Genomic DNA, 12,230 nt, shown 5'->3' on the forward strand with positions numbered 1-12,230 from the left:
TCGGTGGCGGCGCCCGCGGGGGTCTGCACGGTCATGTCATCAACTCCATCTCGTCTCGTCCGGGGGATACGGTTCGGCGGTCTGTGATCTTCCGCACTTCACTATTCCAGGTAAGAATGTCAGGACAAAGTCTTGACTTTGTGGTGTGGCCTGACGCACAGTGGATGCCAGTGGATACGAGAGCCCCGCTGTTCCACCGCCGGGCCCCACCTGTCCAACCACGAGCAGGGAGCAGTACGTGACCGCACAACAGTCCTCCGACTCGGCCCAGGCGCCGACGTTCGACGTTGTCGCCATCGGCCGCAGCGGCGTCGACATCTATCCGCAGCAGATCGGTGTCGGCCTCGAGGAGGTGAGCAGCTTCGGCAAGTTCCTCGGTGGCAGCGCCGCCAACGTGAGCGTGGCCGCTGCCCGCCTCGGACACAGCAGCGCGCTGATCTCCGGGGTCGGCGACGACCCGTTCGGCCGGTTCGTCCGCAGCGAACTCGCGCGCCTGGGCGTCGACAACCGCTACGTCGGCGTCGACGACGAGTACGCCACGCCGGTCACCTTCTGCGAGATCTTCCCCCCAGACGACTTTCCGCTCTACTTCTACCGCAAACCAACCGCCCCGGACCTGCAGATCGACGTCGCCGACATCGACACCTCGGCCGTGCACGACGCCCGGTTGTATTGGTCGACGGTCACCGGCCTGTCCGAGGAACCCTCGCGCAGCGCACATTTCGCCGCGTGGGAGGCCCGCGGGCGACAGTCGCTGACCGTACTCGACCTCGACTACCGGCCGATGTTCTGGTCGTCGCCGGCGGCGGCCACCGAGCAGGTTCGTCGGGCCCTGTCACACGTCACGGTGGCGGTCGGCAACCGCGAGGAATGTGAGGTCGCCGTCGGCGAGACCGACCCGCATGCGGCCGCCGACGCACTGCTCGACCTCGGCGTCGAGCTGGCCATCGTCAAACAAGGCCCCAAGGGTGTGCTCGGCAAGACCCGCTCGGAGAGCATCGAGGTGGCACCGATACCGGTCGATGTCGTCAACGGACTCGGCGCGGGCGACAGCTTCGGCGGCAGCCTCTGCCACGGCCTGCTGGAGGGCTGGCCGCTGGAGAAGATCCTCCGTCACGCCAACGCCGCCGGTTCCATCGTCGCCGGTCGACTCGAGTGTTCGACCGCCATGCCCACCGCCGATGAGGTGGCTGCACTCGCCACGAACGCACAGGAGAAACTCAATGTCTGAGCTCGCCACCCAGGCGGACTTTCCCGCTACCACGATGGGCACCGCCGCGGTGGTCTCCCCGCTGTGCTCCACCTATGCCGAGGTCACCGCGATCCGGGCCACCCGCCCACAGGCGATCGCCGAGGCGTGGGCACAGCGCCACCCGCGCCCGACGATCACCGGCGACGACCGGTTGATGATCGTCGCCGCCGATCACCCGGCCCGTGGGGCGCTGTCGGTCGGATCGAACCCGAGAGCCATGAACAGCCGGTCCGACCTGCTCGACCGGTTGCGGACCGCGTTGGCCAACCCGGGGGTCGACGGCGTCCTGGCTACCTCGGACATCCTCGAGGATCTGCTGCTGTTGGGCGCACTGGACAACAAGGTGGTGTTAAGTTCGATGAACCGCGGCGGGCTGGCCGGGGCCTCGTTCGAACTCGACGACCGGATGACCGCGGCCACCGCCAAGTGGACCATTGACGTAGGTCTCAACGGCGCGAAGATGCTTTGCCGGGTCGACCTCGGTGACCCGGGGACGCTCAATATGATGACCGCATGTGCGGCCGCCGTCGACGAACTCGCGGCCGGCGAATCGATCGCGATGCTCGAGCCGTTCCTGTCGTCGCGGATCGACGGCAAGGTCCGCAACGACCTGACCGCCGACGCGGTGATCAAGTCGATGCACATCATCCAGGGACTCGGGTCCACCTCGGCCTACACCTGGCTCAAGCTGCCGGTGGTCGATGAGATGGAACGCGTCATGGACGCCACCACGCTGCCGACCCTGCTGCTCGGCGGCGACCCGCAGACGGCGCCGGATGAGACCTTCGCGAGTTGGGAACGCGCACTGCGCATCCCGTCGGTCCGGGGACTGATTGTGGGACGCACGCTGCTGTATCCGGCCGACGACGACGTGGCCACCGCGGTCGACACCGCAGTCAACCTGGTGAGCTGAGAGGAGACTCGCGTGAACTCGAAGTACTACATCCCGGCCGGCACCGGCACTGTGCCGCTGACCGTCGACATCACACCGGAGTCGGCCGGCTGGACCGAGTCGTCGTTGTTCGTGGTCGAGCTCGGTGCCGGTGAGTCGATCACACGGCGAACCGGCGATGACGAGATCATCGTCGTGCCGCTCGCCGGGTCGGCCAGCGTGTCGTCGGGCGGCGTCACCTTCGACCTCGCCGGCCGCGCGAGTGTCTTCGACGGGCCCAGCGACTTCGCCTACGTGGGACGCGACTCCGAGTTCACCGTGACCAGTGCAGCGGGCGGACGGTTCGCGCTGTGCGGCGCACGGGCGAAGGCCCGTCTGCCGTTCCGTTACGTACCGGCCGCCGATGTCCCCATCGAGCTGCGCGGCGCGGGCAACTGCAGCCGTCAGGTACACAACTTCGGCACCGCCGGCGTCTTCGAGGCCGACTCGATCATCGCGTGCGAGGTCATCACACCGGGCGGGAACTGGTCGAGTTATCCCGCGCACAAACACGACGAGAACTCCGAGAACGAATCACAACTCGAGGAGATCTACTACTTCGAGATCGATCGGGGCGCCGACGGCTCACCGGGATTCGGCTATCACCGGGTCTACGGCACGCCTGAACGTCCGATCGAGGTGCTCGAGGAGGTTCGCAGCGGCGATGTCGTCCTGGTGCCGCACGGCTACCACGGACCGTCCATCGCGGCACCCGGATACCACATGTACTACCTCAACGTGATGGCCGGGCCCGGCGACGAGCGCGCCTGGAAGATCTGCGACGACCCGGCCCACACGTGGCTACGCGGCAGCTGGGAACACCAGGACGTCGATCCCCGACTCCCCCTGCACGGCAACAACTCCTGACCACCCACCGACCAGAAAGAAGCCATCGTGGCACCGATCAACTCCGGACGCGCCGGCGGCGTCACCGGCCTCCGCACCCCCCACGGTGAATCAACCGTCCGCCTCACCGTCGCCCAGGCGACCGTGCGATTCCTCGCCAACCAGTACGTCGAGCGCGACGGCGAGCGGAGCAAGTTCTTCGCCGGATGCTTCGGCATCTTCGGTCACGGCAATGTCGCCGGTCTCGGCCAGGCGTTGCTGCAGAACGAGATCGACGACGTGAACAGTGGTCGGGGGCTGTCCCTGAAGTATGTCCTCGGACGCAACGAACAGGCGATGGTGCACTCCGCCGTCGGCTACGCCCGCATGAAGGACCGACTACAGGCGTGGGCGGTGACCGCGTCCGTCGGTCCCGGAGCGACCAACATGCTGACCGGCGCGGCGCTGGCCACCATCAACCGGTTGCCGGTGCTGCTCTTGCCGGCCGACACCTTCGCCACCCGCGCCACCTCCCCGGTGCTACAGGAACTCGAACTGCCCTCATCGGGTGACGTCACCGTCAACGACGCGTTCAAACCGGTCTCGCGCTACTTCGATCGGGTGTGGCGGCCCGAACAGCTGCCGGGTGCCCTACTCGGCGCGATGCGGGTGCTCACCGATCCGGTGGAGACCGGCGCTGCCACCGTCGCGATCCCGCAGGACGTCCAGGCCGAGGCCTATGACTTCCCGGAATCCCTGTTCGCCGAACGCACCTGGCACGTCGCCCGCCCGCTCCCGGAGCGCCACGTGATCGCCGAGGCCGCCGAGATCATCGCCTCGGCACAGCGTCCGCTCATCGTTGCCGGCGGCGGTGTCATCTACAGCCACGCCACCGACGCCCTGGCCCGCTTCTGCGAACGAACCGGCATTCCGGTCGGGCAGAGTCAGGCGGGCAAGGGCTCGCTGCCCTACGATCACCCACAGTCCGTGGGCGCCATCGGCTCGACCGGCACCACCGCTGCCAATACGCTGGCCGCCGACGCCGATGTGGTGATCGGTATCGGCACCCGCTACAGCGATTTCACCACCGCCTCGCGCACCGCCTTCACCGGCGACGGCGTGCGTTTCGTGAACATCAATGTGGCGTCCCTGGATTCGGTCAAGCACAGCGGCTACAGCGTGGTCGCCGACGCCCGCGAATCCATCGAGGCCCTCGACGAGTTGCTCTCCGAGTACGCAGTCGACCCCACCTACCAGGAGCGGGTCACCGCACTCGCGCAGGAGTGGGACGACATCGTCGAGCAGGCCTACTCCCCGACCTCGGTCGGCACCAACGTCGCCACCGGCGACGAGGCGCTGACCCAGGGTGCGGTCATCGGGCTGGTGAACGAAACCTCCGATCCACGCGATGTCGTCGTCTGCGCGGCGGGCTCCATGCCCGGTGACCTGCACAAGCTCTGGCGGACCCGCGACTCCAAGGGCTACCACGTCGAATATGGCTACTCCTGCATGGGCTACGAGGTCGCCGGCGGTCTCGGCGTCAAGATGGCCTGTCCCGACCGTGACGTGTTCGTCATGGTCGGCGACGGCTCCTACCTGATGATGGCCACCGAACTCGTCACGGCGGTCCAGGAGAATCTGAAGGTGATCGTCGTGCTGGTGCAGAACCACGGGTTCGCGTCCATCGGCTCACTGTCGGAGTCGCTGGGCTCGCAACGGTTCGGCACCAACTACCGCTACCGCGGCGACAACGGGCGGCTCCAGGGCGCCACCCTGCCGGTGGACCTCGCCGCCAACGCTGCCTCGCTCGGTGCCGACGTCATCCGAGCCACCACCGCCGCCGAGTTCACCGACGCCATCAAGGCCGCCAAGGCCGCCGAGCGCACCACCGTCATACACGTGGAGACCGACCCGCTGATCGGTGCCCCGGACAGCGAATCCTGGTGGGACGTACCGGTATCTGAGACGTCGACTCTGGAATCCACGCAGCAGGCCTACGAGATCTACGCACAGTGGAAGGCCGTGCAGCGGCCATACCTGAACCCGACCGACCCGACCACGGGAGGAAACAAATGACCACGGATCTTCGCATCGCCGTCCTCGGCGTCGGCATGATGGGCGCCGACCACGTCGCCCGCATCACCGAGCGCACCAAGGGCGCCACCGTCACCGTGCTCAATGACTACTTCCCGGACAAGGCCGAGGAATTGGCCGCAACCATCCCTGGGTGTCGGGTCATCAACGACCCGCTCGACGCCATCGCCGATCCGGATGTCGACGCGGTCATCCTCGCCACCCCCGGCCCGACCCACGAGAAGCAGCTACTCGCCTGCCTCGAGGCCGGTAAGCCGGTCATGTGCGAGAAGCCGCTCACCACCGACGTCGCGACCTCACTGGAGATCGTCGAGAGGGAGGCAGAACTGGGCCGCAAGCTCATTCAGGTCGGCTTCATGCGCCGCTTCGACCACGAGTACGAGCAGCTCAAGGACCTTATCGACGATGGCACCTTCGGTCAGCCGTTGTTGGCGCACTTCGTGCATCGCAACCCGGCGGTACCGCCGAACTTCGACAGCGCGATGATCGTCAAGGACTCCCTCGTGCATGAGGTCGACGCGACACGGTTCTTCTTCGACGAGGAGATCACCTCGGTGCAGATCATCGCACCCGGTTCGAATCCGAACGCTCCCGAAGGCCTCAAGGATCCGCAGATCGCCATCTTCACCACCGAATCCGGCAGGCACATCGACGTCGAGTGCTTCGTCACCACCGGTGTCGCCTATGAGGTACGCACCGAGCTGGTGGGCGAGCTGGGCTCGGCGTTTATCGGCCTCGACCAAGGACTGATCCGCAAGCAGCGCAACCCGGTTCAGGCCGACACAGGCGACGGACGCAAGATCGCCGGCATCGCCACCGGGGATATCACGCCGTCGTTCGTCGAGCGATTCGGCGTCGCCTACGATGTCGAGATCCAGCGCTGGGTCAACGCGGTCCGCCGCGGCGACAACGTCGACGGCCCCGGCGCCTGGGACGGGTACGCCGCCGCCGCGGTGTGCGCGGCCGGGGTCAAGGCACTCGAGACCGGTCAACCCCAGACCGTCGAAATGGTCTCGCGCGCATCCATTCCCGGCGCGTAGGCGAAGCCGATCCGCCAACCCGAATCCTGCCGACACGCACCGAACCAACACCAATCCGCTGGTCGAGTAGTTCCGGGCCGCTAGGCGAGGAGCGTATCGGGACCGAACCAGGCGACGTCTGGGTACGCCCATCACTTGTTCGCAGCCAGTCGACCGGCGCACACATCCACACAGGAGAATCACCATGACCACCACCATCACCCATTGGGTCAACAACAAGGCCTACCCCGGCACGTCGAGCAACACGGCGCCGGTGACCAACCCCGCGACCGGCGCTGTCACCGGCGAAGTCGCGCTGGCCAACGTCGAGGACGCGCGCGCGGTCATCGACGCCGCCACCGCCGCCTTCCCGGCCTGGCGTGACACCAGCCTGGCCAAGCGCACGGCCATCCTGTTCCGCTTCCGCGAACTGCTCGAGGCCCGCAAACCCGAACTGGCCGCGATCGTCACCGCCGAACACGGCAAGGTCCTCTCCGACGCGCTCGGGGAGATCTCCCGAGGCCAGGAAGTCGCCGAGTTCGCCTGCGGAATCCCGCACCTGTTGAAGGGCGGCTACACCGAGAACGCCTCCACCAAGGTCGATGTGCACTCGGTGCGCCAACCGCTGGGACCTGTCGGCATCATCAGTCCGTTCAACTTCCCGGCGATGGTGCCGATGTGGTTCTTCCCGGTGGCCATCGCCGCCGGCAACACCGTGGTGCTCAAACCGTCCGAGAAGGACCCCACCGCCGCCATCTGGCTCGCCGAACTCTGGAAAGAGGCGGGCCTGCCCGACGGTGTGTTCAACGTCCTCCAGGGTGACAAGACCGCGGTCGACGAGCTGCTCACCAACAAGGCCATCAAGTCGATCAGCTTTGTCGGCTCCACCCCGATCGCCGAGTACGTCTACTCCACCGGCACCGCCGCCGGCAAGCGCGTACAGGCCCTCGGCGGAGCCAAGAATCACGCCATCATCCTGCCCGACGCCGACCTCGACCTGGCGGCCGACGCCATGGTCAATGCCGGTTTCGGCTCCGCCGGTGAACGCTGCATGGCGATCTCGGTGGCCGTGGCCGTCGGCGACGTTGCCGATGACCTCGTCGACAAGATCGCCGACCGTGCCAAGACCATCAAGACCGGCGACGGCACCCGCAACTCCGACATGGGCCCGCTGGTCACGAAGGTTCACCGGGACAAGGTCGCCTCCTACGTCGACGCGGGCGAACAAGCCGGCGCCACCGTCGTCCTTGACGGCCGCACCGTAGATCCCGACGGTGCAGCCGACGGATTCTGGCTGGGTCCGACCCTGTTCGACAACGTCACCCCCGACATGAGCATCTACACCGACGAGATCTTCGGACCGGTCCTGTCGGTGGTACGCGTCGACTCCTACGACGAAGCGTTGGAGTTGATCAACTCCAACCCGTACGGCAATGGCACCGCCATCTTCACCAACGATGGTGGCGCTGCCCGACGCTTCCAGAACGAGGTCGAGGTCGGCATGGTCGGCATCAACGTGCCCATCCCGGTTCCGATGGCCTACTACAGCTTCGGCGGGTGGAAGGCGTCGCTCTTCGGCGACACCCACGCCCACGGCACCGAAGGCGTCCACTTCTTCACCCGAGCCAAGGCCATCACCACCCGTTGGCTCGACCCGAGCCACGGCGGACTGAATCTCGGATTCCCCCAGAATGCCTGAGACACAGTACGACTGAGACGGCTCGCAGCCGATGTTGCCGTGTGACTCACCCCCCGGTGAGTCACACGGCAACTGTGCGTTGACGACCTGTCAGAGTCGGACGGTGTCACCCGTTTCGGAGCTGCGGCGCGCGGCGTCGAGTACGTCGAGCACGGCAATCCCCTCGGACGCCGGTACCGGCTGCTGTCCTCTGCCGTCAACGGCCGCGGCGAACTGCCGGTAGTACTCGTCGTAGCGACCCTGTGCCGACGGAATCGTCATCGACCCCTTTGCCGTCGACAACACGCCGAGGCGATCTTGGCGTTCGTAGCCCCAGGAGTCCAGGTTGTCGACCGGCCGCAGGCCTTGCTTGACCTGATCCGTCTGCACATCTGTGCCGTCGCTGACGTAGCTCCCCTCGGAGCCGTAGATACGCCACTGACGTGCCGCCACGTGATTGATCTTGCTGGCACTCACCGTCGAGTGAACGCCGCTCAGATGGTCCAACGAGATCGCGAATCCGCAGTCGGTACGACCCTCGGGCTGATCCACGACATCCAGATGCCCGTACACCGTGGCCGCCGGACCGAACAACCTCAGCATCTGGTCGACGAGGTGCGCACCGAGGTCGCGAAGCAGTCCCCCACTGGGGCCGGCATCGAGGCTTCCGGGTTCGTCGAGATCGAACCGCGACTCGCAACGCCAGATGTCGCCCAAACTCGGCAGGACCTCGGCGACGGTGGCCATGTCAGCATCCCAGCGGCGATTGTGGAAGACGCTGAGCAGGACTCCGGCCGACTCAGCTGCTGCCGCCAATTGGCGCCCACCCGCGGCGTCGGGCGCGAAGGGTTTGTCGGCGATGACGTGCACTCCCCGCGCCACCGCCTCGAGCACCAGTTCGCGACGGGTATCCGGAGGCGTGGTGATGGTGACCGCGTCGACCCCGGCATCGAGCAACGCCGACAGCGAATCGAAGGTCGGGACACCCGGGAGATCCCCATTCACCTCGCGACGACGATCCGGACTGCGCGTGACGACGCCGACCAATTCGACCTCAGGTACGGCCGCGATGTACGGCGCGTGAAAGAGCCGCCCACCGGCGCCGTAACCGACCAAGCCCAGCTTCATACAAGCCTCCATATGTTCGGACAAATTAGTTGACCCTACGGTATCGACCTAGCGATTCGACAAGCAACACCCATTTCAGCGGAAAACTTTGACATTTTGTTAGGACATAGTCTGATCATCGGCTACGATCAGTTGTGACCACCATCACGAGCGATGGTCGAATGTAACGCGATAGAGGAGTCCCCATGTCCACCACCGACAGTTCGGACCTGGTCAACGAGCGAAAAGCCCTGCCACCGCTCGGTACCGGCGCCTTCCGCAGGCGCCTCCACGCGGTGGCACTGATCGCCACTCTCGGCGGTCTGCTGTTCGGCTACGACACCGGCGTCATCAATGGCGCGCTCGAGCCGATGAAGGAAGACCTCGGACTCACCGCCTTCACCGAGGGTGTGGTCACGAGCTCGTTGCTGTTCGCCGCGGCGTTCGGAGCCATGATCGGCGGGCGCCTCTCCGATGCGTGGGGTCGCCGCAAATCCATCATGCTGCTCGCCGTTCTCTTCCTGATCGGCGCCCTCACCTGCGTGGTGGCTCCAGGCTTCGGGGTGATGGTCTTCGGTCGCATCATCCTCGGGCTCGCCGTCGGCGCGGCCTCGACGGTGGTGCCGGTCTACCTCGCCGAACTCGCGCCCTACGAGATCCGCGGGTCACTCGCCGGCCGCAACGAGGTCATGATCGTCGTCGGTCAGCTCGCCGCATTCGTCGTCAACGCCATCATCGGCAACATCTGGGGCGAACACGACGGGGTCTGGCGCATCATGCTCGCCGTGGCCGCACTTCCCGCGATCTGCCTGATGGTGGGCATGATGCGTGTCCCGGAATCTCCGCGCTGGCTCATTGCCCAGGACCGCCGCGACGAGGCGCTGACTGTTCTGTCGACTATCCGCACTCAGCAGCGCGCGCAGGCCGAGGTGGACATGATCAGCGAGATCCACGACATGGAGAAGGATCGTGTGCACGGCAGTTGGTCGTCGATCCGGGACAGTCGCTGGGTGCGGCGCATCATCCTCGTCGGTATCGGATTGGGTGTGGCTCAACAGCTCACCGGCATCAACTCGATCATGTACTACGGCCAGTCGGTCCTGAAGGAAGCCGGATTCGAGTCGAACGCGGCACTCATCGCCAACATCGCGCCCGGCGTCATCGCCGTGGCCGGCTCCATCACCGCACTGTGGCTGGCCCAGCACATGAACCGCCGCACGACGCTGATTATCGGCTACAGCCTCACCACCGTCTGCCATTTCCTCATCGGTATCGCATCGATCATGTTGCCCGTCGGCAACCCGTTGCGCCCCTACGTGATCCTGATTCTGGTTGTCCTGTTCGTCGGTTCGATGCAGACATTCCTGAACGTCGCCACCTGGGTCCTGCTGTCGGAGATCTTCCCGCTGCAGATCCGCGGCCTGGCCATCGGCATCTCGGTGTTCTGCCTCTGGATGGCCAACGCGTTCCTGGGCTTGTTCTTCCCGACGCTGGTCGAAGCCATCGGCATCACCGGAACGTTCTTCATGTTCGGCGTCGTCGGTATTTTCGCGATTCTCTTCGTCTACACCCAGGCTCCGGAAACCCGTGGGCGCACATTGGAAGAGGTGGAAGACGACGTCACCACCGGCGCAATCTACACCCACCATCTCCGGGCCAAGTCCGCCTCGCAGCGCTGAGCCGAGCGAGCGTAGACCGCCGACGCGATGCCGGTGGGCGGTGTCGCGTACCGCGCACCACAGGGGTTGCCGGCAACCCATGTGGCCGTCGGATACGCGACACCGCCGTCGCACCGGAGGTGCACTCTATGGAGTTCTCAAGGGACGGTTGCGGTCCCGACCGGGGCCGGGTGCGTGGGAAGTTGGTTGGCGGCGCTGTGTTCGGACGGCGCTGTGTTCAGATGGCGCTGTTCAGGCCGCGGCAGGCAGGTTGTCGAGGTTGAGGGTGCGTCGGTTGTAGGCGGGTATGGGTCGGCGGTGCGGGTCGACCGAAACGGGTGGGATGAGCCAGGGGTGTCGGTCGTGGCCCATGATCACCTCCCATCCGTTGTGGTGGATGTCGGCGTGACAGGATGGGCATAGCAGGCATCCGTTGTCCAGCACTGTGATTCCTCCGTCAGCCCAATGCGCGAGATGGTGTCCCTGGCAGCGGGTGGCCGCCACTCCGCATTTGATGCAGCACTGATCCCGCTTGTGCAAGGCTTTGCGTAGGTGGGGCGGGAACAGGCGTTTCTCCTTACTCATCTCCATCGGCACCTGCTCACCGTCGACGATCGCCACGGTCGCGGTGGTGTCGCAGGTCAGGGTGCGCAACGTGGCTTCGGTGAGTGACCCCATGAACGGTAGTTCGGCCAGGTCCGGGGTATCGGCCGGTACCGACACCAGCATCTGATGACGCGGCGCGGACGCCACATCACCACTGCGGGCGGCGATATCCAACAACGCTTCGAGCGCATCGGCGTGGCGGCGCTCCGGGCCGCGGGCATCAGGTGAGCCGTCGGGTTCGGGGCGGGGTGCCGCCAACTCTTCCATCGCCGCACTGAATTTTTCGCCGACGTCGGTGTTGAGGTCGGCGCGCACCTGCAGGCGGCCGTCACCGTCGACGTCGTGGGTGAGGGCATTGAGGTTGCGGTCCTCGCAGGCGGGGAGCCCACCGGTGTCCTCGGCCTGCTGATTACCCAGACGACGCGCGTGTTTACCGATCTCGGCGGGCGTGGCGCCGGAGAAGAACTGGGCGAGGAGGTCGGTCACGATAGTTAGACGCGCCGCACCGTCGATCGGTTCCACCGATCTTGCCGCGACATGCTCGACACCTTTACCCACCGCATCCACGTGTTCGGCCGAGACAGCCCCGTCGGCGGCATGGGCGGCCAGGGTCGGCAACTTGGCTCGCGCACCCGCAATGCGGATCAGCCGGGACGCGACCGCCGGCGCGAGCCCCATCACGATCAACAACTCACTCAACCTGCGACCATGATCGCGGGCCACCCCCAGCCGGTCGAGATGACCGACCACCGTGGCAGCGTGATGCTCGATCAGATTACGCAACGTGACCAGCGCGGTCATCGCGTCGAACGCCGCCCGCCCCGACATGTCGTCGGCAAAACACAGTTCACGCAATGAATCAGTGATGGTGGTGAGATCCCCCGAAGCTCCCATGACTCCAAGGTATTCGAACGCCCGTTCGACGTCAAGGAATTTCTTGAAAATAGTGAAGAGAATTTTTCGGGGCCATCGGCGCATGCCTCAACAGCGTCACGGCAGCCGCATGCGATGGCGTTCTACTTTGCCGGTGGCAAATGACACTGGGGCAACCACCCGGCGC

At 65.8% G+C, this 12,230-nt stretch carries 9 protein-coding genes; 7 read left to right on the forward strand and 2 right to left on the reverse strand.

Annotated features, from left to right (window positions below; translation table 11 throughout):
* Nucleotides 1-238: 238 nt before the first annotated feature.
* The 6 genes from iolC to NWF22_RS02890 all read left to right on the forward strand — a co-directional run bounded on the left by iolC (nucleotide 239) and on the right by NWF22_RS02890 (nucleotide 7,820).
* On the forward strand, nucleotides 239-1,231 hold the full coding sequence (gene iolC / locus NWF22_RS02865; RefSeq protein WP_160900716.1) for a 5-dehydro-2-deoxygluconokinase: 993 nt from the start codon (nucleotides 239-241) through the stop codon (nucleotides 1,229-1,231).
* Nucleotides 1,232-1,265: 34 nt separating this feature from the next.
* Nucleotides 1,266-2,165, forward strand: coding sequence for a Cgl0159 family (beta/alpha)8-fold protein (locus tag NWF22_RS02870; RefSeq protein ID WP_160901403.1), 900 nt, complete (start codon nucleotides 1,266-1,268; stop codon nucleotides 2,163-2,165).
* A gap of 12 nt (nucleotides 2,166-2,177) precedes the next feature.
* Entirely contained in the window at nucleotides 2,178-3,050 is an 873-nt protein-coding gene (iolB, locus tag NWF22_RS02875; RefSeq protein ID WP_160900715.1) for a 5-deoxy-glucuronate isomerase, read from the forward strand.
* 27 nt (nucleotides 3,051-3,077) lie between these two features.
* Entirely contained in the window at nucleotides 3,078-5,084 is a 2,007-nt protein-coding gene (gene iolD / locus NWF22_RS02880; RefSeq protein ID WP_160900714.1) for a 3D-(3,5/4)-trihydroxycyclohexane-1,2-dione acylhydrolase (decyclizing), read from the forward strand.
* Nucleotides 5,081-6,142: a Gfo/Idh/MocA family protein gene (locus tag NWF22_RS02885; RefSeq protein ID WP_160900713.1), complete on the forward strand. Its 1,062-nt coding sequence runs from the start codon at nucleotides 5,081-5,083 to the stop codon at nucleotides 6,140-6,142. The genes iolD and NWF22_RS02885 overlap by 4 nt, the downstream gene beginning before the upstream one ends.
* A gap of 184 nt (nucleotides 6,143-6,326) precedes the next feature.
* A complete protein-coding gene (locus tag NWF22_RS02890) occupies nucleotides 6,327-7,820 on the forward strand; it encodes a CoA-acylating methylmalonate-semialdehyde dehydrogenase (RefSeq protein WP_160900712.1) in 1,494 nt (497 codons plus the stop codon).
* Between the two features lie 90 nt (nucleotides 7,821-7,910).
* On the opposite strand, the gene NWF22_RS02895 is transcribed toward NWF22_RS02890, so the two are convergent.
* The gene (locus NWF22_RS02895; RefSeq protein ID WP_233750874.1) at nucleotides 7,911-8,927 is read right to left on the reverse strand and encodes a Gfo/Idh/MocA family oxidoreductase; all 1,017 of its coding nucleotides are present in this window, start codon (nucleotides 8,925-8,927) and stop codon (nucleotides 7,911-7,913) included.
* 185 nt (nucleotides 8,928-9,112) lie between these two features.
* Between NWF22_RS02895 and NWF22_RS02900 the strand changes: the two genes are divergently transcribed.
* A complete protein-coding gene (locus tag NWF22_RS02900; protein WP_160900710.1) occupies nucleotides 9,113-10,585 on the forward strand; it encodes a sugar porter family MFS transporter in 1,473 nt (490 codons plus the stop codon).
* A gap of 231 nt (nucleotides 10,586-10,816) precedes the next feature.
* Here the strand turns inward: NWF22_RS02900 and NWF22_RS02905 are convergent, their stop codons facing one another.
* Nucleotides 10,817-12,064, reverse strand: a complete 1,248-nt coding sequence (locus tag NWF22_RS02905) for an HNH endonuclease (protein WP_160900709.1) — start codon at nucleotides 12,062-12,064, stop codon at nucleotides 10,817-10,819.
* Nucleotides 12,065-12,230 lie beyond the last annotated feature (166 nt).

This window comes from Gordonia mangrovi, assembly GCF_024734075.1.
GTDB classification, from domain to species: Bacteria; Actinomycetota; Actinomycetes; order Mycobacteriales; family Mycobacteriaceae; genus Gordonia; species Gordonia mangrovi.

Bases quoted from the DNA above. Each gene is read 5' to 3' on its own strand.
- NWF22_RS02870 (WP_160901403.1), top strand. From the start codon at position 1,266: ATGGGCACCGCCGCGGTGGTCTCCCCGCTGTGCTCCACCTATGCCGAG.
- NWF22_RS02885 (WP_160900713.1), top strand. From the start codon at position 5,081: ATGACCACGGATCTTCGCATCGCCGTCCTCGGCGTCGGCATGATGGGC.
- NWF22_RS02890 (WP_160900712.1), top strand. From the start codon at position 6,327: ATGACCACCACCATCACCCATTGGGTCAACAACAAGGCCTACCCCGGC.
- NWF22_RS02895 (WP_233750874.1), bottom strand. From the start codon at position 8,927: ATGAAGCTGGGCTTGGTCGGTTACGGCGCCGGTGGGCGGCTCTTTCAC.
- NWF22_RS02900 (WP_160900710.1), top strand. From the start codon at position 9,113: ATGTCCACCACCGACAGTTCGGACCTGGTCAACGAGCGAAAAGCCCTG.
- NWF22_RS02905 (WP_160900709.1), bottom strand. From the start codon at position 12,064: ATGGGAGCTTCGGGGGATCTCACCACCATCACTGATTCATTGCGTGAA.